The sequence below is a fragment of the Thermogemmatispora aurantia genome, from assembly GCF_008974285.1.
Taxonomy (GTDB): Bacteria; Chloroflexota; Ktedonobacteria; order Ktedonobacterales; family Ktedonobacteraceae; genus Thermogemmatispora; species Thermogemmatispora aurantia.
This window is the reverse complement of record NZ_BKZV01000005.1, coordinates 68,813-93,746: the sequence shown is the minus strand read 5'-3', so window position 1 is coordinate 93,746 and position 24,934 is coordinate 68,813. Positions and strand designations below refer to the sequence as shown.

21 protein-coding genes are annotated in these 24,934 nt (G+C 59.4%); 10 read left to right on the top strand and 11 right to left on the bottom strand.

Annotation, left to right across the window (positions count from 1 at the left end; translation table 11 throughout):
* Positions 1–141: 141 nt before the first annotated feature.
* Complete coding sequence (gene rpoD / locus KTAU_RS15430; RefSeq protein ID WP_084659122.1) at positions 142–1,371, top strand: RNA polymerase sigma factor RpoD; 1,230 nt, start codon at positions 142–144, stop codon at positions 1,369–1,371.
* A gap of 205 nt (positions 1,372–1,576) precedes the next feature.
* On the opposite strand, the gene KTAU_RS15425 is transcribed toward rpoD, so the two are convergent.
* The 5 genes from KTAU_RS15425 to tilS all read right to left on the bottom strand — a co-directional run bounded on the left by KTAU_RS15425 (position 1,577) and on the right by tilS (position 7,134).
* Positions 1,577–2,608, bottom strand: a complete 1,032-nt coding sequence (locus tag KTAU_RS15425) for an NAD(P)H-dependent glycerol-3-phosphate dehydrogenase (protein ID WP_151729232.1) — start codon at positions 2,606–2,608, stop codon at positions 1,577–1,579.
* Positions 2,609–2,781: 173 nt separating this feature from the next.
* On the bottom strand, positions 2,782–3,384 hold the full coding sequence (locus tag KTAU_RS15420; RefSeq protein ID WP_151729231.1) for a hypothetical protein: 603 nt from the start codon (positions 3,382–3,384) through the stop codon (positions 2,782–2,784).
* 40 nt (positions 3,385–3,424) lie between these two features.
* Positions 3,425–4,897: an AAA family ATPase gene (locus tag KTAU_RS15415; protein ID WP_151729230.1), complete on the bottom strand. Its 1,473-nt coding sequence runs from the start codon at positions 4,895–4,897 to the stop codon at positions 3,425–3,427.
* 119 nt (positions 4,898–5,016) lie between these two features.
* Complete coding sequence (gene hpt / locus KTAU_RS15410) at positions 5,017–5,601, bottom strand: hypoxanthine phosphoribosyltransferase (RefSeq protein WP_151729229.1); 585 nt, start codon at positions 5,599–5,601, stop codon at positions 5,017–5,019.
* A gap of 45 nt (positions 5,602–5,646) precedes the next feature.
* On the bottom strand, positions 5,647–7,134 hold the full coding sequence (tilS, locus tag KTAU_RS15405) for a tRNA lysidine(34) synthetase TilS (protein ID WP_151729228.1): 1,488 nt from the start codon (positions 7,132–7,134) through the stop codon (positions 5,647–5,649).
* Between the two features lie 129 nt (positions 7,135–7,263).
* Between tilS and def the strand changes: the two genes are divergently transcribed.
* The gene (gene def / locus KTAU_RS15400; protein WP_151729227.1) at positions 7,264–7,767 is read left to right on the top strand and encodes a peptide deformylase; all 504 of its coding nucleotides are present in this window, start codon (positions 7,264–7,266) and stop codon (positions 7,765–7,767) included.
* A 147-nt stretch (positions 7,768–7,914) separates the two neighbouring features.
* Here def and KTAU_RS15395 read toward each other — a convergent pair whose 3' ends face one another.
* Positions 7,915–8,283 carry a hypothetical protein gene (locus KTAU_RS15395; RefSeq protein ID WP_151729226.1) on the bottom strand — a complete coding sequence of 123 codons (369 nt, stop codon included), beginning with the start codon at positions 8,281–8,283 and terminating at the stop codon, positions 7,915–7,917.
* A gap of 496 nt (positions 8,284–8,779) precedes the next feature.
* Here KTAU_RS15395 and KTAU_RS15390 point away from each other — a divergent pair, with 496 nt between their 5' ends.
* Positions 8,780–10,729 (top strand): S1 family peptidase, encoded by a 1,950-nt coding sequence (locus KTAU_RS15390; RefSeq protein ID WP_170293332.1) that lies wholly within the window; start codon positions 8,780–8,782, stop codon positions 10,727–10,729.
* Positions 10,730–10,973: 244 nt separating this feature from the next.
* Here the strand turns inward: KTAU_RS15390 and KTAU_RS15385 are convergent, their stop codons facing one another.
* The 3 genes from KTAU_RS15385 to KTAU_RS15375 form a co-directional block, all read right to left on the bottom strand.
* On the bottom strand, positions 10,974–11,747 hold the full coding sequence (locus tag KTAU_RS15385) for an enoyl-ACP reductase FabI (RefSeq protein WP_151729224.1): 774 nt from the start codon (positions 11,745–11,747) through the stop codon (positions 10,974–10,976).
* A 92-nt stretch (positions 11,748–11,839) separates the two neighbouring features.
* Positions 11,840–12,211 (bottom strand): rhodanese-like domain-containing protein, encoded by a 372-nt coding sequence (locus tag KTAU_RS15380; protein WP_151729223.1) that lies wholly within the window; start codon positions 12,209–12,211, stop codon positions 11,840–11,842.
* Positions 12,201–12,470 carry a hypothetical protein gene (locus tag KTAU_RS15375; protein WP_112430448.1) on the bottom strand — a complete coding sequence of 90 codons (270 nt, stop codon included), beginning with the start codon at positions 12,468–12,470 and terminating at the stop codon, positions 12,201–12,203. Before KTAU_RS15375 ends, KTAU_RS15380 begins: the two co-directional genes overlap by 11 nt.
* A gap of 257 nt (positions 12,471–12,727) precedes the next feature.
* Between KTAU_RS15375 and hutI the strand changes: the two genes are divergently transcribed.
* Together hutI and hutH are read left to right on the top strand one after the other, a co-directional pair.
* Entirely contained in the window at positions 12,728–14,011 is a 1,284-nt protein-coding gene (hutI, locus tag KTAU_RS15370; protein ID WP_151729222.1) for an imidazolonepropionase, read from the top strand.
* A gap of 311 nt (positions 14,012–14,322) precedes the next feature.
* Positions 14,323–15,873, top strand: coding sequence for a histidine ammonia-lyase (gene hutH, locus KTAU_RS15365; RefSeq protein ID WP_151729221.1), 1,551 nt, complete (start codon positions 14,323–14,325; stop codon positions 15,871–15,873).
* Between the two features lie 176 nt (positions 15,874–16,049).
* Here the strand turns inward: hutH and KTAU_RS15360 are convergent, their stop codons facing one another.
* Complete coding sequence (locus KTAU_RS15360; RefSeq protein WP_170293331.1) at positions 16,050–16,817, bottom strand: SDR family NAD(P)-dependent oxidoreductase; 768 nt, start codon at positions 16,815–16,817, stop codon at positions 16,050–16,052.
* Between the two features lie 461 nt (positions 16,818–17,278).
* Between KTAU_RS15360 and KTAU_RS15355 the strand changes: the two genes are divergently transcribed.
* The 5 genes from KTAU_RS15355 to KTAU_RS15335 all read left to right on the top strand — a co-directional run bounded on the left by KTAU_RS15355 (position 17,279) and on the right by KTAU_RS15335 (position 23,303).
* Positions 17,279–18,757, top strand: coding sequence for a pyridoxal phosphate-dependent aminotransferase (locus KTAU_RS15355; protein WP_151729219.1), 1,479 nt, complete (start codon positions 17,279–17,281; stop codon positions 18,755–18,757).
* Between the two features lie 673 nt (positions 18,758–19,430).
* Positions 19,431–20,447 (top strand): type I glyceraldehyde-3-phosphate dehydrogenase, encoded by a 1,017-nt coding sequence (gap, locus tag KTAU_RS15350; protein ID WP_151729218.1) that lies wholly within the window; start codon positions 19,431–19,433, stop codon positions 20,445–20,447.
* Between the two features lie 73 nt (positions 20,448–20,520).
* Positions 20,521–21,714, top strand: coding sequence for a phosphoglycerate kinase (locus tag KTAU_RS15345; protein ID WP_151729217.1), 1,194 nt, complete (start codon positions 20,521–20,523; stop codon positions 21,712–21,714).
* Positions 21,715–21,731: 17 nt separating this feature from the next.
* A complete protein-coding gene (gene tpiA / locus KTAU_RS15340; protein ID WP_151729216.1) occupies positions 21,732–22,535 on the top strand; it encodes a triose-phosphate isomerase in 804 nt (267 codons plus the stop codon).
* 285 nt (positions 22,536–22,820) lie between these two features.
* On the top strand, positions 22,821–23,303 hold the full coding sequence (locus tag KTAU_RS15335; RefSeq protein ID WP_151729215.1) for a DUF5680 domain-containing protein: 483 nt from the start codon (positions 22,821–22,823) through the stop codon (positions 23,301–23,303).
* 185 nt (positions 23,304–23,488) lie between these two features.
* On the opposite strand, the gene KTAU_RS15330 is transcribed toward KTAU_RS15335, so the two are convergent.
* Positions 23,489–24,901 (bottom strand): class II fumarate hydratase, encoded by a 1,413-nt coding sequence (locus tag KTAU_RS15330; RefSeq protein WP_151729527.1) that lies wholly within the window; start codon positions 24,899–24,901, stop codon positions 23,489–23,491.
* Between the last annotated feature and the right edge of the window lie 33 nt (positions 24,902–24,934).

Genomic DNA, 24,934 nt, shown 5'->3' with positions numbered 1-24,934 from the left:
GGGAGGCGATGATCAGCATCGCATAGCGCTATTATCTTACTCTTTATTTTCAGAGAGCAGGGTCAGTCTCCTTATTCGTTATTCATTGCGGACCCGTTTTCTGAAGGGGGAGCCAGAATGGTGAATCAGAAGCAGGATGTCATGACAAGATCGCGGAATGAAGAGGTGCATACTGAACAATTGAGCGATGTATATGAGCCTTTCGAGGCAGACATGCTCCTCGAAGACTCGCACCGTGTTTTTGACGATATCGATTCACTAGGTCTGCGTGCTACCACCGCTGGTAGCCTTGTCACGGCTGCCGATGACGGTGAGTCATATGACCTGTTCTCCAAGCTACAGGACGAAGAAACCATGGATGCCCTGGATACCAAGGAGCCACCGGCAGACTGGGAACCTGGACCAGAGGATGAGGTCGACGTCGAGGCGATGACCGGTGCCAAGTGGGATGACCTCCAGGATGGCCTCGGAATCGTCGTGGCCGACCTCGAAAACAGTCTCGACGATCCGGTGCGCATGTACTTGCGCGAGATCGGTCGGGTTCCTTTGCTGACCGCTGAGGAGGAGGTCCGCCTGGCGCGGCTGATGGAGCGGGGCAAGGCTGAGGCTGCCAAGCCTAACCCGAATCGACGCATCATCGAGGAGGGCGAGGAGGCTCAGCGACGCCTGACCGAGGCTAATTTGCGCCTGGTGGTGAGCGTTGCTAAAAAGTACATTGGCCGGGGCATGAGCCTGCTGGACCTGATCCAGGAGGGCAACATTGGCCTGATTCGTGCCGTCGAGAAGTTCGACTACACCAAGGGCTACAAGTTCAGTACCTACGCCACCTGGTGGATTCGTCAGGCCATTACCCGTGCTATCGCCGATCAGGCGCGCACGATCCGTATCCCGGTTCACATGGTCGAGACCATTAACCGGCTGATCCGCATTAGTCGTCGCCTCTTGCAGGATCTCGGGCGTGAGCCAACTTCGGAGGAAATCGCCGAGCAAATGGACATCAGCCCCGAGAAGGTGCGTGAGATCATCAAGGTCAGCCAGGAGCCAGTGAGCCTGGAAACGCCGATCGGCGAGGAGGAGGATAGTCACCTGGGTGATTTCATCGAGGATCATACGGCCCTTGCTCCCGCTGATGCGGCCAGCCATCAGCTCCTGAAGGAGCAGGTTGAGGATGTGCTTGCCAGTCTGACTGAGCGCGAGCGCAAGGTTCTCCAGCTGCGCTTCGGTCTCGATGACGGTCGGAGCCGCACGCTCGAAGAGGTCGGCAAGGAGTTCCATGTAACGCGCGAGCGCATCCGCCAGATTGAGGCCAAGGCCCTGCGCAAGCTGCGCCATCCCAGCCGCAGTCGTAAGCTCAAGGATTACCTCGATTAGCTTATTCCCAAGGTAGCTATGGGGCGCGTTTAACGCGCCCCTACTTTTTGGGTTGGGTTGGAGTCTGAGGTCCGAGGCAAGTCAGAGCAGCCTGCCTGGTAACCCCGCTCCGCGCTGGCCAGGGCCGCAAACTTGCCCCTGTGGCGCGAGCTGACCAACCCGACTAGGCTTATTCCCTCTGTGCTCTTCCTCCCCTTGCCTGGCCTTAGCTGACGTAGATGCTTCCCTCGATCAAGCCTTCCATCTCCCCTTTGGGGTCGCGCATCATCAGTTCCAATACGGCCTTGTAGGGATCGTAGCCTTCGAACAAGACAAGGGCAAGCTGCTGAGTGATGGGCATTTCAACCCCGTAGCGCTGGGCTAGCTGGAGGGCAGCGCGGGTAGTATAGACGCCTTCGGCGACGCTGTGCATGGAGGCAAGGATCTCGTCTAGCTTTTCTCCTGTGGCTAAGCGGCGGCCCAGTTGATGGTTCCGGCTCAGTGGGCTGGAGCAGGTGGCCACAAGATCGCCTAAGCCTGCCAGACCGGCAAAGGTCAGCGGATGGGCCCCGGCGGCGGTACCGAGCCGCGTGATCTCGGCCAGACCGCGTGTGATGAAGGCGGCGCGGGCATTCTCGCCATAGCCCATGCCGTCATTAATGCCTGCTCCAATGGCAATGATGTTCTTCAAAGCTCCACCCAGCTCAATTCCGGTGATATCTTGGGTGGTGTATACGCGATAGCGAGCGGTGCTCAACAGGGTGCGCAGATAGATGGCGATGGCTTCATCTTGAGCAGCCACCACGGCAGCTGTGGGTTTCCCCTCGGCGACTTCACGCGCAAGGTTGGGACCGCTGAGGGCCGCCAGACGTGCGCGTGCCTCCGGTAGCTCTTCGGCCAGCACCTCCGACATACGCTGGAGCGTGCTTAGCTCGATGCCTTTGCTGGCGCTCACGACGATGGCGCCGCGCTCCAAATAGGGGGCCAGCTGCCGTGCGTTTTCACGCATGCGTTGTGAGGGTGTGACCAGGATGATGACTTCGCGACGGCGAACGGCTTCTTCCAGGTCGGCGGTGACTCCTAGATGCTCGGGAAAGCGAAAGCCGGGCAGGAAGAGTCTATTTTCACGCAGACGCGCCATGTCGGCGGCCCGCTCGGGTCGATGCTCCCAGAGGACCGTATCGATCCCTTTGTTGGCCAGCAAAAGCGCCAGCGTGGTTCCCCAGGCACCACTGCCAATCACTGCAACGGATGCCATTGTCCTCCTCTCCTATGCTCGGTTGCCCGCAGGCTCGCTCGCTGAAGGGCTATGGACTGCCTCTCATTGTAGCACAGGGGAGGTGACGGTCAACCTCGTGCCTCTACTGAGGGGCCTGGTTCCCCTCTCTTTCCCATCGCTTCCTCGGCCACGTCGGCCAGCGGCCCCTCTGTCTAGCGCTCGCGCTTCCTGGCCCGGCGACCCTCTGAAGCACGCTGCTCGCTTTCGCCGCGCAGAAATGGCCCAATGTCGGCAGAGTGACGATCACATGAATAATAGTGTTTGAAATAGTGACGCAGCTCTTTAAGTACTTTACTCGTCTCGTCAGGTGAGGCTCCGTGGCGGTAGAGGCAGGCTTTCCACTGCAGTCGCTGGATATATTTTTTCCCTGGCTCTCCACATTCTTTACATAGGAGATCTTCAATGCATTGGCGAGTGCGAATGAGCTGGTCGGCGGCCTCCTCGACGCGGCTATGCTTCAGCTCAACCAGGCAGATGGTGCGTTCTGGGGAGCCATCCCGGCTGTAGAAGATGATGCCATCGCAGCGACGATCGCCGTCTCTAATGCCCAGGCTGCGGAGCAGCTCACGGGCCTGCTCGCTACCGTCATCGAGCTGGAAACAGAGAATGACCTCGCCGGCGTAAGGGTCGTCCAGATGGCCAAGGTGCGCCTTCGCCTTCTGATTTTTAGGAGCGATAATGACCTTATCTCCCTTTTCGCCATTGATACATTTTGAAGAGGTCGCGCCGATCAGCAGCAGACGTGTGAACGGCATAGCTGCTCAGCTTCCTTCCTAAAGGGCGATCGCCCTCACCTTAATCGGCCAGTTCGAAGTGGATGCGCTCGACGAGGCGCGTCACTTCGCTAAAAGTGCGCCAGTGGATAATGCCCTCTTCATCGAGGATATTGACAGCCTCGCCATCGTCGCGGATGTGGTAGACGGCGACCTGATTCTGAGCGAGAAAGGCCTCTTTGCGCTGAAGGAAAAAGAGCGAGGCCAGCTCATCGTGCCGCTCCTGCGGGTGTCTGGCGGCGGCCAGCAGATTGATCAAGTGGTCAATCATATACGTGCTGTGGGTGGTCATCATGATATGCAGGCCGGCATTCACCAGCATAGCCAGCAGCTCGATCATTTTGACCTGAGCTTCCGGGTGGAGGTTCATTTCCGGCTCATCGATGACGAGCAGCTCGCCCGGGCGAGCCAGATAGCGCAGATAGAGGGCCAGCGAGGAAAGCTCTTTCACCATCGAGGAGGAGACGGATAATTCCAGCTCTGTTCGGGTCGTAGGCTCAGGAGAGGCGGCCATTGGTGTAGGGCAAAACAGAATCTCGCGCGCCGTTCCAGCTTCGGCGGGGGTAAAGTCGAGCGTTCCCTCCAGAATCTCCTCTTGCAGAAGAGCGCCCAACTCCACATAAGGGCTGCGACTGGCTGCAGCCTGGTTCTGTAGCTGGCTCGGACTCAGGCTACTCTGGCGATGGAAGCGCCAGACGATCTCGACGAAGTCGGCGATGGGCACAGGCACGAGACGCGGTGATTGCTCTGAGAGGGCTGTCAGCAAGCGCTCCAACAAACCTCTGGTATCGGTTGTCCGGTGGCCTCGTTTGTTCCTCGCTGAAGGAGGTAAAGAGATAAAGCGCTCGTAGATAATGCTGCTGCGCTCAGTCGGGAAATAGCTGATATTGCGCCAGAAAGCCTGGAGGATCTCGCGGAAGACGATGCCATTGACAAAGCCCGCGATTTCTCGACGGGGAAGGCGTTCGCTCACATTCTGGCCTGGGTAGAAGTAGAGGCGGGCCTCTCCACTCTCCTTCAAGGCTTTCAAAGGGGCATCCTCCTTGTCTCCCCCGATATAGTCGCTGACGCTGGCCTGGAGCAGCCGTCGGAGGAGCTCCGGCTTAAATGCTGCGATATCGATGCTCAGAGTCAGCTCCTCGAAGCGCGCGTGGTCGCTGCCCAAGAACAGTGGCAGCCATTCCCGTACGCCCAGGAGCAGGTCATTGAGGAAATGCTCGGCGTGCTCCTCGGCGAAGTCCAGCAGATCAAGGAACCCGCTGCTCTGCTCGGCAACGCGTCGTACCAGCTGATCAAGGGGGCGATACTTCTGGCGCGTCTGCCCACTCAAGTAGGCGCTGAGGTAGCGGCTCCAGCTATAGTGCCCGAGGGAGCCTGCGATCGTATAGGCCAGCCAGGTTTTGCCTGTATTGTTCTTCCCAACAAAGACCGTCAGGGGCTTCATGACGATCTCTGCCCGTCGCAATGGGCCGAGGTTACAAACAGTAATCTGCATCGCCTTCCTCCTCGGACGCCCTTCTGGTCCTATGAGGAATTATAACACAAAGCAAGCTCCCTCTGCACCAAGCGTGCGCTATTTTGCGATCGATCGCGATCTGGGAGAGAAAGGAAGCGCTAGCTGCTTTCTGCTGGACTTTTATGCTGGCGCTCTGGTTTCTGGTTGTTCTGGTAGACCTCGGGCTTCAGCACGCCGACGTAGGGCAAATTGCGATAGCGTTGGGCATAGTCGAGGCCGTAGCCGACCACAAACAGATTGGGGATACGGAAGCCGATGTAGGCCAGCTCCAGGGGCTTAGCGCGTTCGCGCTCCTTATATAGCAAGGTACAGACGCGCAGGCTCAGTGGATGCCGCTGGCGCAGGAGGTCCAGCATGTAATGCAGCGTCAGGCCGCTATCCACAATATCCTCGACGATCAACACATGCTTCTGATCGATTGGCCCTTCCAGATCCTTGAGGATGCGCACCACGCCACTAGACTGCGTGGCATTGCCGTAGCTAGAGACGGCCATATAGTCGATTTCGTGCAGCATATCAATCGCGCGCGAGAGATCGGCGATGAAGGGAATGGCCCCCTTCAGAATCCCCAGGAGCAGCAGGTTCTTGCCCTGATAATCCTGGGTGATCTGGTGCCCCAGTTCCTTGACCTTGGCCTTGATCTGCTCCTGTGTAACGAGAATCTCTTCAATATCCTCGTGCATAGTTTCCCCTTCCCGAAGAGTAGCAATGAAAAAGTGCCGCTCGCTCTAGCGGCTGATGCTGAGCTGAACAATGCGGCGGGTAGTACGGCTGAGGCGAACGGACTCAGCCAGGCAGTGGCCAGCGATCCAGATGCAGCGCGAGCCGGCGAAGAAGAGCGGGATGGTATCCCGTTCTGAGCGCGGAACGTGAGCATCGACGAGCACATCCTGGACCTTACGGCTCTGCTGCATACCCAGTGGTTGAATGCGATCGCCCGCCCGGCGCGTGCGCACCTGCAACAGCGGGCCAGCGGCTTCACCATCGATATATACAACATAGCGTGTCCGTGGCAGAAGGTGCCAGAGCGCCTCCCAGTCTTCACGCGCCAGAGCCTCCAGGGCTGCCTGCTCGACATCAGGAGCCAGGAGCGTTGCCCGAGCGCGCCAGGGGGTGCCAGGAACCTGGCCTTCCCCGGGGACAGGCAAGAGGAGCACCTCATCATCTAAAGCCGTGTCTCGCGCCTGTCGACTCTGAGGACCGTGGAAGAGGCGTAGCGTTGACCCACTTACCTGCAGCTGAATCCGACCAGGCAGATCTAACGAGCGCTCCGCCCGCGAGCGCTGCGCCTGCTGCAGGAAGGCCTCTAGCAGAGCATAGTGACGCGGCTCTAACGGAGACTGGCCTCCGCAGAGCAAAGCCGTGGCGCGGCGTAGCAGGTGTCGCTGCAAACTGAGCGGCTGTGCGAGCAACGCCGGCAGGGTCATGACTACCTCCTCCGCACTGGCGCCGGTTACCACCGCTGACCAACTCTGCGAGACGCAGCTTTCTATCCATTCTAGGTCGACGCGCAAGACCTCGGCACTGCGACGCAGCGTTTCGCGAATACCCGGATTGAGCTGCTCAAGGAGTGGCAGCAGCTCGTGACGCACACGATTACGCAAGAATCGCGGATCGCGATTGCTCTCGTCTTCCAGGGGCTTGAGACCCTGCTGCTGGCAGTAGGCGAGAATCTCCGCCCGACTCACTTCCAGTAAGGGACGGATAATATCCTGTTGACGCGGAGCCATGCCGACCAGGCCCGCCAGGCCACTGCCGCGCAGCAGATGGAGCAGAATCGTCTCCACCTGATCATCGGCCTGATGGGCGACAGCGATGAGGCGTCCCCGGGCCACATCGCGCAGAAAAGCATAGCGAGCTAGACGAGCGGCCTCCTCCAGGGAGCGTTTCTCGCGTCGCGCCAACGCCGGGACATCCACGCTGCCGATGGTGAGAGGAATGCCCCAGGCTGAAACCAGACGGGCGACATGGAGAGCATCCCGCTCGCTCGCCTGGCCGCGCAGGCGATGGTTCAGGTGAGCGGCAAACAGACGCACCGTGGGAAAGGGTCTACCCTCGCCACAGAGCGAGCGCAGCAGATGGAGCAGACAGAGCGAATCAGCCCCGCCCGAGACAGCAACGACAATCTCACTCTGAGGAGGAAGCAGGCCATGACGAGCAATGTAGGCGGCCACCCTGGCCGTGAGCCACTCACTGCTTGCTGGCGCAGATACCACGTCCCACCTCCGCCGTCTATGGATAATCGCATGCTCATGTGATAGGATATATACGCAAATTATATAACATTGACTGCCAGACTGTGGCTGTGTGGCAATTCATTCGGGATACATCTCGGGAAAAGAGCTATGGCGATTCGCAAGATCATCACGGCTGAAAACCCCATCTTGAGGCAAAAAGCCAAGAAGGTGCATCGCTTTGATGCCTCCATGAAGCGGCTGGTGGAGGACATGTTTGACACCATGCACGCCGCGCATGGGGTTGGCCTGGCCGCTCCCCAGATCGGCTTGTCGATCCGTGTCTTCGTCGCTGAGTACGAGGACCATAAAGTGGCGGTCTTCAACCCAGAGATCATTAAAGCCGAGGGGGAGACGCTGGGAACCGAGGGGTGCCTCAGCATTCCAGGTTATGTAGGAGATAACATCAGGCGAGCTGAAAAGGTGGTAGTCAGAGGCCAGAGCGTCGAGGGCAAGCCGATCAGGGTCCATGCTGAGGGCTGGTTTGCTCGTATTCTGCAGCACGAGATTGACCACCTGGATGGCATCCTCTTTTTGGACCGCCTCGATCGTCCTGAAGACCTGCGTCCGGCGCGCGAAGGGGAGATCGAAGAGCCGGAACCAGAGGTAGTCTAAGGCCGACGAGAGGACCTGCACCAGCAAGGGCAGAATGTCGATGCTGGCGCAGGTCCCCCTTTTGCTTACTCTTTGCACTCGTCCAAGGCAGAGCTGCCGGCTTAGATGGTGCGTATGGTGCGACCCGGCTGGCTGAACCGCTGTTGACTAGCCCTGTCGTTGCTGCTTGCGTAACATAGGCATCGGCTGCTGGCCTAGAAGGCGGTCGCATTCATGACAGATATAGAAGCCTTCTTCTCGCCAGCGCAGCTCGCTCAAGCGATAGTGCAGATAGCAGATGCCGCAACGCGTGCTATCGGGCAAGCTGGCTATCTGCCGGTCTCGCTCAAACAGGGCGCGTAGCTCTGCAATGAGGCCGTTGAGGTCAAACGAACCAGCAGATCCGCGTCCACTGGCGCTCTGTGACACTGACGCTGGTGTAGCGCCGTTCGTCGTGCGCCCTTCACGCCGATGTGAAAAAGAGCTGCCGCTGGCCGAAGCGCCGTTGCCTGAGCCTGGTATTGGATGGCTGCTCACTGCCAGTATTCTCCCCCTTTGTGCCGGCAATGCAAGACCAACTATTATCCGTCAATTATATACCTCGTCGAAGCTCTTCGTCTAGGGCCGCTGCCACGCGAGAGCTGCGCTCTGATGGGGCGCTGGACCAGCATACCGCTCTTCCTCGCTTCGCTCTATGCCTCTGAGGTGCTTTGCTTCCTCCTCACCAGACCTTTTCCGTCCTCTCATAGAATGAGGATCTCCTTCAGCAAGTATTAGCTCTATCCCTTTGTGTCCCTTTGTCTATCTATCTTGTATAATGCTCCTAAGAAAGATCTCGGTTGCCAAGAAGCAGGCAGCCGGAGCGTTCTATCTAGAGAGAAGGCGCGGTCCCTCTGCTTAAAGGCGCAAAGGGAAGGGTTGTCCCTGGACCGTGCAGGAAGACAAAAAATCGAGAGCCAGGCATATCTCTGTGCTATGATAGACCTTGTTATGGCAGTGCGATGATATTCAACTTGGGGACAGGATGCCTGCTATGAATTGCTATGCAACTATCTCTGTCGGACCCAGCGGCAGCCACAGGCGGGAGAGGAAGGCCAACTCACGAGGGTTACCTTCTCTGCTCGTTGTTATGTTCTGCTTCATCTGTGGGCCTGTGCTCCTGCTGATGGCCCTGGGAGGGTCGGCAGCGCAGGCCGATGGTGTGCCAGGGGGCAATGTCCAGGACCCTGTGGTGAGAGCGGTAGATATTGCCCGGCCTGCCGTCGTGCGCATCGTCACCCAAATAAACGGACGGCTCACGGTCCAATTCTCTGGTGGACGCAGTGTGACCTTTCCACTCGATGGAGGCAGCTATGGCCTGGCTGCCCTTGGAACGGGGACCTTTATCAGCGCCCACGGCGATATACTCACAGCTGATCATGTGATTAATCCTCCCCATAACGATGAACTCAATGCTGTGCTAATCAAGGCGGCTGCCTCCGACGTAGCGACCTACTACGACAGCACGCTGGCGCGCGGCAATCAGCTCAGCCCTGATCAGATGGAACAAGCCTTGCTCAGTGGTCAATTCCCCTCTGTGCCTAGCTATGATCCTCCACTCAGCGCCGTTTACCTCAGCACTGACTATAGTGGCCCGTTAAGTGCGACCCGTTTACGCGATGTGCCGGCCATCTATTTTGCCCGCGTTGACCGTGTTGAGCAAGAAAGCCCGCCGGATCAGAAGGACGTCGCCATCGTCCACGTGAATATGGAGGATACCCCAAGTGTCCAACTCGGTGACTCCTCGGCTGTTCAGGTCCAGGACAACCTGACCATTATCGGTTTTCCGGGCAATGCCGATGTCAGCATGCGTCCGACGGACTTTCTGACTTCATCGGTGAATCGCATCTTTGTCAGCTCGATCAAGACAACCGACAGTGGGGCGCAGGTCATCCAGGTAGGGGGCAATGTAGAACAAGGCGACAGCGGTGGGCCGGCCCTTGATAGTCAAGGCCAGGTGGTAGGTATTGTCAGCTTTGGCACTCCCGGAGGTACCAGCTTTCTGCAGGCCAGCAATAGCGCGCGAGCTTTGATCCAGAACCTCCAGCTGAATACCACGCCGGGACCGTTCCAGAGTGCCTGGAGCCAGGCCTTCAACGATTATGCCTCCACTGCTCCTGGCCATTGGCATCGCGCGGCTCAGGAATTTGCCGCTCTGGCAGCCCGCTATCCTGCTTTCAAGGCTGTGATACCCTACCTGAACTATGCCAGACAGCAGGCTGCTCACGAGCAGCTAGCGACGGCTACTGGCCAAGGGCTGGGTGTGCCCCCGCTTCTCGTAGTGGCTGGGGGCTTGGGAGCTGTAGTCATAGCGGCGCTGCTGGTGGGGGCCGTCTTCCAGCTCAGACGCCGGCGACGGCCTGCGGGCATGTCCCCAATGGTGAACGCCACGGGCAGCCAGAGCTATCCCTATGCAGCAGCCCCGGGTCAGAGCGCGCCGTCGGCATGGCCATCGGCCCCTGCACCCTATCCCTCGCTTCCGGCTGGAGCGCCGCTTCCACAAGCCCCGGGTAGGGCTCCAGTTCCCACGGGACCGTCTGCTGTTCCCGGCTCTCGAGCGCCGTGGCCAGCGGTTCCTGGCAGCCAGCCCGCTGGGCTTTCCCCGTCCGCTGCACTGCCGTCTGTCTCTGGGCTAGCCTCACAGCTTCCGCCAGCTGCGAGAGTGGCATCTGCCTCTGCCTCTGATCCTTCGCCAGACCCCGAGGATGAGAACACCCTGGTACCGTTCGGCGGCCCTCCACGAGACGCTGGCATCAGAGGACAGCCGTGGCTGTCCCCGGGAGGCCGAGCTGCCCCTCCAACAATTGCCGCAGGAAGTCAGTCGCCTACCGAGCAGCTGCGTCCCTGGCCCTGTGGTCACATGAATCGCCCCCACGCACGCTACTGCAGTACCTGCGGAGAGCCAGCACCGCCGCCGCCAACAGTGCGACGGATCGAGCAGTGAGGAGATTGAAAAGATAAGCAGACGGTAGATGAAAGAGGAGCAATAACGAAGCAAGAAGAACAAGGGCACTCCCCTCGCTGGGGAGTGCCTCTCTTGTCGCCTCTCTTGCGCCGTCGATTAGCGCCAGGCCAGCTAAGCCAGAGCTAGCAGGCTCCTGCATACTAGCAGGCCTCCTGCATAGGAGAACTCAAAGCTTCTGACGCGCCGCAAGCGAGGCTTGATCTATCCAGATCTCCGCGGGCGTCTAGGCTCCCATAATATGGTAGCCAGCGTCCACGAAGAGCACCTCGCCTGTGATACCTCGTGCCAGCGGACTGCAGAGAAAGAGCGAGGCATCGCCGATCTCGCTCTGCTCAATATTACGGCGTAGCGGAGCCACCTCCGTCATATGATCGCGCATCGTCGTAAAACCAGGAACACCGCGCGCTGCCAGAGTATTCACAGGTCCTGGGGAGACGGCGTTAACGCGAATATTGTAAGCGCCAAGCTCATAGGCCAAATAGCGCACGCTACACTCCAGAGCGGCTTTCGCCACGGCCATCACATTGTACTTGGGCATCACTCGCTCACTGGCAATGTAGGTAGCCGTCAGAATGCTTCCACCGCCGCGCGCCTGCATCAGAGGCACGGCACGCCGGGCCATAGCCACCAGCGAATAGGCACTGATATCCAGAGCGGTCAAAAAGCCCTGACGGCTGGTCTGCCAGAAAGGATTTTCCATATCCTCTTTAGGGGCAAAAGCGATTGAATGGATCAAAATATCGAGGCCGCCGTCAAAGACTTCTGCCGCCTTAGCAAAAGCGGCATCGAGCTGCTCATCGCTCTGCACATCGCAGGGGATCAGCGGTGTACCTGGTACCTTCTCGGCCAGCTCCCGCACAAACTTTTCCATGCGCTCCTGATAAGTCAAAGCCAGTCGGGCGCCCTCAGCAGCCAGAGCCTGAGCGATGGCCCAGGCGATCGAGCGGTGATTGGCCACACCGAAAATAAGCGCGTTCTTTCCTTCCAAGAGAGGCATAAGGTCTTACTCCTTCCTTATGGGTAGGGACTCACCCACAGTATGAGCTATGCACCAAGGATAATAGCGGCAGAGAGATGGCACCTCTTCGGTCAGGAAGAAGAGGTCTGCTCGACAGGATAGCCGGAAAGCAGCCAGCCATGCATGCCAGAAGCCAGATTATAGACCTGTTGGAAACCAAGCAGAGAGGCGATCTCTGCGGCAATGGCGCTGCGCTGGCCAACGGCGCAGACGAAGATCACCTCCTCCGAGGGGGAAAGAGGCAATTCCCGTAGGGCCTGGCCGAATGCATAGATACCACTGAGAGGGAGAAGTGTGGCACCGGGGATGTGGCCCTGCTGCCACTCAGTAGGCCAACGCACATCGATCACGCGGGCGCCGCGCGCCATCAGCTCTTTGGCCTCCGCGGGGCCGATCGTCTGATAGGGCTGAGAAGCCGCCATTTCATACTCGTCAGCGGACATTGTACTGCTCCTTTTCTCGCTGATCAGCTTCGTACTGCTCCAGCCAGATCTGGCCCAGCATCGTCTGACTAATCATATACTCATCTCCCACAAAGGTCATCGTCAGCAGCCCCTGATCCTCCATCTCACGGAAATCGTCCGTCACCAGAAAATACCTGCGCAGCATGCGAGAGAGATCGCTTTCTGGCAGATGCTTCCAGATGCGTAGCTCGCGCAGGATGGCGGCGTACTTCTCGCTGCTATCATCGATAGCCCGCATACTGCTTGCTCCTTCCTGCTGGCTGGGGCGCTCCACACTGTCCGTCCGAGCTAGTGGCAGCGGGAGCCGACGCGGTTTATCCACCCTCCACTACGAGTGGAGGGCCTTCGGCATTGCGGAACGGCAGAGCGACCTGCTTCCGAGGAGAGTGTAGCAAATGCAGGGACGAGCCGCAAGCCTCGACGTTGAGGAGCAACTATGCTATAAAAAACAGCATAGCGAGCCTCACTCACAGCCCTTACAAGGAGAAGCAACTCATGCAGGCCGAACCAGTGCAGCCTCCCATTCGAGCGAGCGCAGTCATTCGCAATATCAAACAGCTCGTAACAGTAGCCCAGCGGCCAATTGAAGGAGCCAGCGGAGCGCTGCAGGTACTGAACAACGCAGCGTTAGCGGTCTACCACGGCAGAATTGTCTGGATTGGGCCAGACAATGAAGCGGAGCCATTGTTCCTTTCAACGCGCCAGGATGGCATCACCATTGTCGATGCCCAGGGAGCAGTCGTTACTCCTGGCTTTGTCGACTCGCACACCCACCTTGTGTTTGCAGGTCAGCGTGCTGAAGAGTTTCACCTGCGGCGGGCGGGAGTCAGCTATGCTGAACTGCTGGCGCAGGGCAAAGGGATCTTAACGACCGTGGAAGCGACCCGCAAGGCCGATGCCGAAACCTTACTAGCGCTGGCGCAGAGGCGGCTCCATCTCATGCGGGATCATGGCACGACCACAGTCGAGATCAAGAGTGGCTATGGCCTTGACCGCATCAATGAAGAGGCCTGTTTGCACATCATCAACAATCTTAAGGCCCTGGAAGAAAGGGCCTCGTCTTCTGTGCCTCAGCAGGTGCGCGTTGTTCCTACCTTTCTAGCGGCGCATGTTCTGCCCCTGGAATACCGCGAGCGAAGAGCGGACTACCTCGATCTGGTTGTCGAGGAACTGCTGCCCTCCTTTGTGGGGTTGGCGCGCTTCTGTGACGTCTTCTGCGAAGCGGAGGCCTTCACGGTAGAGGAGTGTCGCAGGATTCTGAGTCGGGCCAGAGATCTGGGCTATCATCTGAAGATCCATGCGGATCAGCTCAGCCCTTCGGGTGGGGCGCGCTTGGCGGCAGAGTTAGGGGCGACCTCTGCCGATCACCTGGATCATGCCAGCGACGAAGATCTCAAAGCGCTGCGAGACGCCGGCGTGGTGGCGACGCTCCTGCCAGGCTGCTCTTACACGCTGCGCAGCCCATATCCATCAGCGCGGCGTCTGCTGGACCTGGGTCTCACCGTGGCCCTGGCTACCGATTGTAATCCGGGGACTTCCTATTGTGAAAACATGCAGATGATGATTGGCCTGGCGATGGCGGAGATGGGTATGTCCCTGGAGGAGGCGCTCATAGCAGCGACCATTAACGGGGCGAAGGCGCTGGCTCTGGAAGAGGAGATTGGCAGCATTGAGATCGGCAAGCGCTGCGAGCTTGCTCTCTGGCAGCTTGAGGACTATCGTGAGATCGGCTATCATTTTGGGGTCAATCTGGTACAGTCGACGCTCACGCTGCTCTAGCCACTGGCAAGATCGACTTAGATGTTCAATGAGGCGACATTGCGCCTGAGCCAGGCCCGCCAGCGTGCTGTGTGAGCTATCCTTAGTTACAGGCAGTGTTTCACGTGAAACACTGCCTCCTTTATCAGCCGCGAGGCTGGACTGGTGCTGAGGCCTGTGGCCTCTTCTGCCACTGTATCGGTGGCCCGGCCTGCCACCCCTGGCAAAGCAGAGAAAGACCTGGCGACCCGCTCAGCCGGGTCGTTTGCCTTTCCAGATCCCTTCTGCTACAATCCTGGCAGGAGGCGAAGTAGCCAGAAAGGACTTCAGCGATGAAGAATCACGCGACCCGTCATCAAACGGACTTCCACAGCGCCCCCCTGGTTCTCAATGGCCAGGCCCTCACGCCTGCCGAAGTCGTCGCCGTAGCTCGGCACCGGCTTCCGGTGCAGCTAGGACCAGAGGCCGAGGTCCGTATCCAGCGTGCACGGACTTTTATCGAGCGCATCGTAGCCGAAGATCGCAAAGTCTACGGTGTCACCACTGGCTTCGGTCATCTCAGCCGCGTGCGTATCAAGCATGAGCAAGTGCTCGATCTGCAGTACAATCTCCTGCGCAGCCACGCTGCTGGTCTGGGGGAACCACTGGATGAAGAAACCACGCGGGCCATGCTCCTGCTCCTCGCAGCCAGCCTGGCCCGTGGCCACTCTGGCGTGCGCGTGGAAGTTGTGCGCCTTCTCATAGACTTGCTCAACGTCCAACTCCATCCCATCGTGCCCTCGCGTGGCTCGGTGGGGGCCAGCGGGGATCTTGCTCCGTTGGCCCATCTGGCGCTGGTCCTTGTAGGAGAAGGTGAAGCCTGGTATCGTGGACGGCGCCTTCCGGGAGCAGAGGCGCTAGCCGAGGCCGGCCTGCGACCGCTCCGCCTCGAAGCGAAAGAGGGACTGGCCCTGATCAATGGCACCCATCTGATGGAGGCCAGTGCTATCCTTGCCTTGGAAGACGCCTGGAACTTGCTCCAGACGGCAGAAGTGGCCTGTGCCCTGAGCGTTGAGGCCCTGATGGGCAGCCATGTACCTTTCGATGAGCGCATTCAACGCCTGCGCAATCAGCATGGCCAACAGGAGAGCGCCAGGCACCTGCGCCGTCTGCTGGCCAACAGCGAAATTAAACGCAGTCATGAGGACTGTCCCCGGGTGCAGGACCCCTATACCCTGCGCTGTGCCCCCCAGGTCTTTGGGGCCGTCCGCGACGCTCTGGACTACTGTACAACGATCTTTGAGCGCGAACTGGGAGCGGTGACTGACAATCCGCTCATCTTCCCCGGCGAGGAAGAAGTGCTCACGGGAGGCAATTTCCATGGCCAGCCCCTGGCGCTAGCGCTTGATGTGCTGGCGCTGGCTCTGACTCAGCTCGCGAGCTTTGCGGAGCGACGGATCTATCTACTCATGGGACCGCACGACTGGGATGACCAGGGGGCTCCCCTCTTCCTGACGCCCGAGCCTGGTCTCAATTCGGGATTGATGCTGACCCAATATGTGGCAGCAGCTCTGGTCAATGAGATGAAGGTGCTGGCGCATCCGGCGAGCATCGACTCGCTCCCAACCTCAGCGGGGACGGAGGATTTTGTCAGTATGGGGGTGACGGCGGCCCATAAAGCTCGCCGTATCCTGGAGCTGGCGCAGCAGGTGGTGGCCATCGAACTGCTCTGTGGGGCTCAGCTTTTGGAGTTTCGCCGTCCTCTGCGCGCTGGCGAGGGCGTAGAGCAGGCTTTTGCGCTCGTGCGGACCTATGTGCCAAAACTGGAGCGCGATCGCCCGCCCGCTCCTGATATTGAGCAGCTGGCTCGCGCGGTGCGGGAAGGCGTGTTTGCCCAACTCTAGAACCCGGCGAAGGAAGCAGACCCTGCACCTCTGATCAGACGGAGGCCCTGTCTTCTGTTTCACGTGAAACCAGCGCCGCCTTCTCTTTCGAGAGGGCGCAACGTTTCACGTGAAACAGTGCCAGCGGGAGCAGTTGCTCCTTCCGCAGGGGACAAAGGTCGCCGTCTACTCCGGCACTAAAACGCACCGATGACCTCGCCGCCATCGATAATCAAGACTTGTCCCGTGATAAAAGAGGCGGCGGGCGAAGTCAGAAACAACGCTGCCGCCACGACATCGTCCGCCTGCCCCCAGCGTCTCAGCGGAATGCGCTCGGCCACACGCTCGCGAAAGCCTGCTGGACGCGACCGAGCCCAGTCGTTCTCAATCCATCCCGGAGCAATACAATTCACGCGCAGTTGGGGCGCCAGCTCACGTGCGAGGCAGCGGCTCAAAGCGATGACGGCCCCTTTGGCCGTGGCATAGACCTGACTAACGAAGCCAGGTGCCCCATCCAGCGCGTGATTCCAGGCAACATTGAGAATGCACCCGCCGCTGCTCATCAAAGGAACCGCAGCCCGACAACAGCGCCAGGTTCCCAAAACGTCAACTTGCAGCAGTCGCTCGAAACGCTCCTCCTCGCTCAGGCCGCCTGTCTCAGTTGTATTGGCGCTGGCTCCAGCATTATTGACCCAGACATCGAAGCGACCGAGGGCTGCGTGCGCCTGGGAGACCAGCCGCTCAACTTGTGCCGACGAGCGTAAGTCGGCCTGCAAGGCCAACGCCTGGCCGCCCTGCTGCTCGATCTCCCTGACTAGCTCCTGAGCGGCGGCCTCCGCGTGCCCATAGTGTACCAGCACTTTGGCTCCCTCTCTCGCAAAAGCCAGGGCTAAGGCCCTTCCCAGTCCTCGCGCGGCCCCGGTGATCACAACACTCCGTCCGTGGAATGGCCGCCCTTCGTGCATACGCTGCATCTCCCTTCCCTTGCTTATAACCTGCTTACCTACTCGCTCGTGACCTCTCCCAAAGGCCTCACGTAGGATCGACGAAACGAGGCCTTCGCTTGCTCTGTGATCTGGCGAGTAAGACCAGCATGCAGCCTATCTTTTCCTACCTGCCTGCTATTGTACCTGGACCTGGCAGCTGCTGTCAGTAAAGAGCGACGGCGCCACGACAGCTCTGCCAACTCGATCGCTGTGACAGAGTGGCAGGTCGTCCCCTTGAGACTGGTTCAGCTCACAGGACCTGTCACTCCTCCAGCGCCCTGGCGTGCGTCTGCCAGTGCCTTGGTTGCCTGGCATCAACGGCATATGTTATCCTGTCTGAGGAGCCGTTTCCTCTGAAGAAACGGCTGGCGACGATCAAGGTCGATCGTTCGCTCCAGCCATGTTGCGCCAGGACGGCGCAAGGAAGGGAGTAAACAGCGGTGATTACTCACGGGACACCTGCAGATTCATCTCGGGCAGATGATCAGCCGCACCTGCCCGTCCAGGAGCAGCGTGCCATCATCCAGCGCCTACGCCATGAACTCCTGCTGCAGTATCGACCTGTGCTACAACAGGGAGCGGGACCTATTCGCGTCATGGCGCGGATGGTCTCCGAATTAAGCAGGCGCTGTCGCGATCTCAAGCTCGATGAAGAGATCATCGCCAGCGAAATTGTCGATCGTACTATCGGCGATGTTGATCTCCGTCGGATTGTGGAATGCGAGGGAGAGCCTGGGGGACCAGGCGACTACCGTATGCTCGCCGATGAGCTGGGGATCGCTCTCCCCGGTGAGAATCTCAATGGCTATACGGCCACCGGTGAGGTTTACCTGTGGCTGCGCGATCGGATGCTTGACTACGAACGCTCGCTTCTGGACCAGAAGATCGATCTACGCATCTACGATATTATTGGCATTGGCAATCCGGTGCTGCGTGACTGGCTCGCCGCCAACTGGCAAGAGCAGTGGGGCCTGACGGTGAAGGGCGAGCAGGTTTATCTGAGCCTGGGGGCGATGGATGGAATTGATAAGACCTTACGCGGCTTTCGCCAGATGTGCGATGAACAAGGGATCAAGGAGAGAGCGGTGCTCTTCCCCGCCCCCGGCTTCGGCGTACCCGAGGCCCAGGCCCGGGCCTACGGTTACCGCTTGCATCGTGTCAACACGCGGCCTGAGCATCGCTTCAAGCTGACCGCTGAGGAGCTGGAGCAGGCGCTGCAAGAGGCGCCCGATATCCGCCTGATCTATCTGACGGTCACGAACAATCCAACAACCTTTGCCTTTACTCCACAGGAGCTGCTTGCTCTGCATACGGTCGTCCGGCGCCAGCGCGAGGCCGGGCGGCAGCTCTTCTTCCTGGCCGATCTGGCCTACGTGGGCACTGGGCGCCCGGAGGACGATCAGGCGCGCATGGCTACCTTTGCTGATCCCGCTCACCTGGAACAGACCATCTTTGTAAGCAGCCTCTCGAAAACGCTCTCGCTGACTGGCGATCGCTTCGGCTGGGTGACTATCGGCGATGCCCGTCTTGCTCCAGCACTGGCCCCCGGCTGGTCTAATAGCATGGCTTCACTGCCGGCGGAGTGGCAGCTACGCTTCATGGCTTACCTCCAGTTGTTGCGTGAGCGGCCCTACCTGATCGAGAAGTTGCGCAACCTCTATCGTCTGCGTCGTCGTCGCTTTATCGCCCAGCTACGGCAACTTGATCAAGAGCTGCAGCTCTTCGCGGAGATCTATCTGGATGACGATGCCACTGTCTATAACTGGAGCCAGCTACGCCCTGGCGAGGATGCCTTTTCTCTGTTTGAGAAGACCGGCATTGCTGGCGTACCAGGCTCCGGCTTCGGCTATACCGATGAGTATGTGCGCTTCTCTGTCGGGGTGATTCCTGTTCCTGTTGCTGCAACCTGGCAACGCTAGCCGGGATGGGCAGAGGCCCAGGCCGGATCAAGAGGCCAGGTCCAGGGGTCCAGGAACTGAGGAGCACTTGACCTCGGCCACATGGGCGGTGCGTGAGTGGTGAGTGGGCCTGACCCGGTGGTCGGTCCTTGCTCTCCTGGCACGCCGGCTGGAGACTATTCTTGTTCTTGAGTGCGGAGCGGAGCAGGTTGTGCGTGAGGCGCGCCTTTGCCTGGAGGCGACGCAGGCACGCGCTCACCTGCGTCGCCTCTGCTTGACCCTCACTGGAACTGGTGATACTCTTTTAGCTGAGTGTGGGCGCCCGCGGGACGCTTCCGCGGCGCCGAAGAAGTGGCCGCGTGGACTCTGGCAATGGCGTTCGTGCAAGCGCGATGCGGCGGGTGAGCCGCTGAAGAAACGAGCGGCGCCAGCTGAGAAAGTCAGCAGGAGGGCGTCTGGCGCCTGCAAGGCAACGCTGTGTCCAGCAGATAAGGTGCGGCGGTCGTTCCTCGATGAAGAGGTGTGAGGGGGCAGACAAGATTCTGTCCAGCGCTTCCCTGTGTTTCACGTGGAACACCTGGGGAGGGCGTCTTGTCTCAGGATTGTGGAGGCGCTTTATCCTCCCGCTCCAGCGCTTCTCAGTCATACGATCTATGACTAGTAGCAGCAAGTAGCAAGAAGGAGAAACATCCGCATGGTAACACGAGTAGGCATCAACGGTTTTGGCCGCATCGGACGGCAATCCTTCAAGGCGATGCTCGAACGTTATCCCCACGAGCTAGAGGTCGTCGCCGTCAACGATCTCACCGACACCTACACCAATGCCCACTTGCTCAAGTACGACTCCACCTATGGCCGTTTCCCGGGCCAGGTTGAGGCGACCCCCGAATCCCTCATCGTCAATGGCCACACCATCAAGGTCCTCGCTCAGCGTGATCCCGCGCAAATCCCCTGGGGCGACCTGGGTGTCGATATCGTGATTGAGTCCACCGGCCTCTTCACCGATGCCGATAAGGCAAAGGCCCACTTGCAGGGTGGGGCGAAAAAGGTGATCATCTCCGCTCCGGCCAAGGGCGAGGATATCACGATCGTGCTCGGCGTCAATGAGCACATGTATGACCCGGCCAAGCACCACATTATCTCTAACGCCTCCTGTACGACGAACTGTCTGGCCCCCGCCGCCAAGGTCCTCAACGACCGCTTCGGCATCGAGCATGGCCTCATGAATACGATCCACTCCTATACTAATGATCAGCGTATTCAGGATCTGGTGCACAAGGATCTGCGCCGAGCTCGTGCCGCCGCCCTCAATATTATTCCGACCACCACGGGCGCTGCCCGCGCCGTGGCGCTGGTAATCCCCGAGCTGAAAGGCCGCTTCGATGGCATGTCCCTCCGTGTACCTACTCCTACGGTCTCGGTCGTCGACTTCGTGGCAACCCTGCGCCAGCCTGCTACGCGTGAGGAGGTGAATGCGGCTTATAAGGAGGCGGCTGCCGGCCCCCTCAAGGGGATCTTGGATTACACCGAAGAGCCGCTGGTCTCCTCCGATTTCCGCGGCGATACCCATTCGGCTATTATCGATGGCCTCTCGACGATGGTCACCGGGGGCGGCTACATGGTCAAGGTGATTGCCTGGTATGACAATGAGTGGGGCTACTCAACGCGTGTGGCCGATCTGACTCACTTCATCGCCGAGAAGGGCTGGTAGGTAGCGCTTCGGCGTGGTCGCTCATAGCAAGGGCGGGGCAGGCCCCGCCCTTCTGGATGGAGGGTGCACTGGCATGAATAAGAAGACGGTTCGTGATATCGAGGTGGGGGGTAAACGGGTGCTGGTGCGCGTGGATTTCAATGTGCCTCTCGATGAGGAGGGTCACATTACTGACGATACGCGCATCCGGGCCGCGCTGCCGACGATTCAGTATCTGCTCGACCACGGGGCGGCGGTCATTCTGATGTCCCACCTGGGCCGACCTAAAGGCAAGGTGGTGGAGAAGCTGCGCATGGCTCCGGTAGCTGTGCGTCTGAGCGAGCTGTTGCAGCGTCCTGTCCAACTGGCCCCCGATTGCGTTGGTCCCCAGGTCGAGGAGTTGGCACGAGCACTACAGCCGGGCCAGGTGCTGCTACTGGAGAATCTGCGCTTCCATGCTGAGGAGGAGCAGAATGATGCCGGGTTCGCCCGCCGTCTGGCTGCGCTCGGCGATCTCTATGTGAACGATGCCTTTGGTACGGCTCACCGCGCTCATGCCTCCACAGAAGGCGTGACCCACTATCTGCCAGGCGTTGCCGGCTTCTTGATGGAGAAGGAGCTGAATTTCCTCGGCGCGGCCCTGGAGAATCCTCGTCGTCCTTTTGTGGCGGTAATCGGTGGGGCCAAAGTTTCCGATAAAATCGCTGTCCTGGAACGCCTGCTGACGCTGGCCGATGCCCTCTTAATTGGCGGCGGTATGGCTAATACGTTTCTGAAGGCGGAGGGCTATGAGGTTGGCGCTTCGCTGGTCGAGGAAGGCAAGCTCGATGTCGCTCGCGATCTGCTGATGCGCGCGCGCGAGCGCCAGCTAGAGTTGGTGCTGCCAGTGGATGTGGTGATTGCCGACCGCTTTGCTCCCGATGCTCAATGGCGTGTGGTGCCGCGCGATCAGGTGGAACCAGGCTGGCGTATTCTGGATATCGGACTCGAGACGGTGGCAGCTTTCCGCCAGGTGCTGGAGAAGGCCCAGACAATCGTTTGGAACGGCACCCTTGGAGTGGCTGAGATGCCGGCTTTCGCTCGCGGCACCAATGCGGTGATTGAGATTCTGGCAGCCTGCACTGCCCGTGGGGCTACCACTGTCATCGGCGGTGGTGATTCCGCCGCCGCGGTCGAGCAGGCAGGCGCTGCTGACAAGATGACGCATGTGTCAACCGGTGGAGGTGCTTCGCTGGAGTTCCTTGAGGGACGCGTCCTGCCTGGGGTCGCAGCCCTGCAGGATCGCTGAGGGTGAGGTGATTAGCGATGACAACAGCCCCGGCGCGCACTGCTATTATTGCTGGTAATTGGAAGATGCACTATGGCCCGCGCATGGCTTCTAGCTTTGCGCTGGAGATCACACCAGCTTTGGGCAAGTTGCTGAACGAGTATCCGTATTTGCTCTGCATTCTTTGCCCCCCAGCCATCTCACTCTCGGCGGTCCGCGAGGTGCTCGATGCTCTGCTCTTCGAACGTATTGAACTGGGCGCTCAGAATATGCATTTTGAGGAGAAGGGCGCGTTCACAGGCGAGATTTCTCCTCTGATGGTTCGTGAGCTGTGTACGACAGTCATCCTGGGTCATTCGGAGCGCCGCACCTATTTTGGCGAGAGCGATGAGCTGGTGAACCGCAAGGCTCAGGCAGCACTCAATCATGGCCTGCGTCCGATTGTGTGCGTGGGTGAGCGCCTGGAGGAGCACGAAGCTGGAAAAACAGAGGCCGTGATCCGGTCACAGGTGCAGAAGAGCCTGGCAAATTTCCGTAGCGAGCGGGCCTGTGATGTGGTGATCGCTTACGAACCGGTGTGGGCGATTGGCACGGGTAAGGCCTGCCCCGGCGAAGATGCTCAGCGGACTATCCACCTGATCCGCGAGCTGTATGCCGATATGTATGGTGGCGAAACGGCTAACGCTGTACGTATCCTCTATGGGGGAAGCGTGACCTCGGCCAATATCGCTGAGTATGTGGCTCAGGCCGATATTGATGGGGCACTCGTCGGCGGCGCCAGCCTCAAGTCCGATTTTGTGGAAATTGTCCGCAAAAGTATTGAGATACTGAGGCCGTCCTGATACTCCCTGAGCTGCCTCCTGGCGAGCTGACTTGCTCCTGGCCTGACGGTAAAATAGGTGGTTGCTCCTCTCTGCTCCAGCTTCCCTGACTGACCAGGCTGCGGCAGAGAGGAGCTTTTGCTTCAAATGGGATTACCCTCCGAGCCGCCTGGCGAGTTCGGCTGAATCTCTCAACCCTGGTGCTGAGACTCCGCTTAGACTGTCAAGATACTGTTACAGTTTAACTGTTGCAGTTAGCCCTGCTATCGTGTCAGCTCCTGCTTTGGATAAGAGGAGGTACGCTTGATGGTAGAGTTTGAGAAAGGGGATTTCCTGGCTTTTCTTCTGGAGGCAAAACGCCATACTTATGCCGCTCTGGGCGATGCGGCCTCAGTGAGATCTTTGCTTCCTGGTTCTCGACAGTTGGAGTGGCGCGATAGGGCCTGGCTCTATCGCGATATCTACTTTGGTATGGCCTTCTTTGTTGGACAGGAAGTGGTTTCCTGGCAGGCGCAGCCGGTTTGGTCAATGGCCTATGCCGGTGGTGTGATGGAGGAGCTTGGAGGCCAGGCGGAGAAAGTCGCCGCTATCTACGCATTTTTACGTCGCGCATTGCGTCAGGTGTCAGCAGAGTTACCGTTTCGTGGTCCTGCTTGCTGGGAAGAGCAGGATTGGCGCTATATCAACCGTGTGGAAGGTAACCTGGAGGTTTTTCAGGGAGAAGAAGAGATTACTGCTGCCGGGGTGGTACTCTATCGCCTGCGTTACTGTGGAGGCTTTTTGCGCTAGGTTCTGCGCCGGCTCCATGATTGCTGGCTCTGAGGCGACACAACGGAGATGCCAACCTGGAAGCGGACGAGCGGGGCCAACCAGGCTGCGATACTGGGAGCTGGCGGCTTTTGCTTCGCTCCTTTTGCTGGTTCTGCCTCGCTCGTCTCTGATCTGGCAGTGCCAGGCTGGGCTGGGCTGCCGGCTTAGCCCGCGGCAGGTCCGGCTTCCAGACCTGGCTGCGTCATGCGCTCCGGATTCAAAATGTGTGCCAATTCCTCTTCGCTCAGCTGCGTGCGCTCGCGAGCGACCTCACGCACTGTGCGCCCGGTGCGATGGGCCTCCTTGGCGATCTCTGCGGCGGCGTCGTAGCCAATGATCGGGGCCAGTGCTGTACAAATCGCCAGTCCGCGCTCGACCATCTCTGGCCCCTTCTCGGTGGCCTTAATGCCGCGCAGGCATTGCTCTGTGAAATTCCGCACAGCGGCGCTGAGTAGGCTGATCGACTGCAGGAGGTTGTAGGCCGTCACCGGCATCATTACGTTGATCTCGAAGTTGCCCGACTGACCGGCCACTGTGATGGTGGTGTGGTTGCCCATCACCTGGGCGCAGACCATGCACAGCGACTCGGCGATCACCGGGTTGACTTTGCCGGGCATGATGGAACTGCCGGGTTGGACGGCAGGTAGCTCAATTTCGCCAAAGCCAGCGCGTGGCCCCGATCCCATCCAGCGGATATCATTGGCAATCTTCATCAGGCTCACTGCCAGGGTATTGAGCGCTCCGCTGGCCTCGACGGCGTTATCCAACGTGCTCTGAGCCTGGAAATGATTGCTGGTCTCGCGCACGGTCACCCCGTTCATTTCAGTGAGTCGGCGGCAGACACGGGCGGCGAACTCAGGATGGGTGTTGATGCCTGTACCGACCGCGGTGCCTCCAAGCGCGACCTCGGAGAGTTCGTTTTCTGCGTGCCGCAAGCGGGCAATGCCGCGTTCGATCTGCCCGGCATAGCCGAGGAACTCCTGCCCCAGACGGATGGGCGTAGCGTCCTGCAGATGAGTACGCCCGGTCTTAATGATGGGCCAGAAGGCTTCGGCTTTTTCTTGCAGGACGCGCTGCATCTCCTCTAAAGCAGGGATCAGCTCTTTGTCGATACTCACCAGGGCAGAAAGATGAATAGCTGTGGGGATGACGTCGTTGGAGGATTGCCCGAAGTTTACGTGATCGTTGGGATGGACGAGTCGCGAACCGCGCGCTCCCCCCAGTAGCTCGCTGGCCCGGTTGGCAATAACCTCGTTAGCGTTCATGTTCGTCGAGGTCCCCGAGCCGGTCTGGAAGATATCGACTACGAAGTGCTCGTCGAGTTGGCCATCGATAACCTCCTGGGCCGCCTGGACAATGGCGGCGGCAAGGCGCTCGTCAAGCAGACCTAGCTCGGCATTGGTCTGAGCAGCTGCTTGCTTGATCTGGCCTAGGGCACGGATAAAAGCACGCGGGAAGCGGAGATCGCTGATGGGGAAGTTGAGAACGGCGCGCTGGGTACTGGCTCCGTAATAGGCGTTCGCTGGAACGCGCATCTCTCCCATGGAGTCGCGTTCAATGCGCGTTTCTTCTGCCAGGCTGCTCACAGCATCCTCCTCGATGGAATCCTG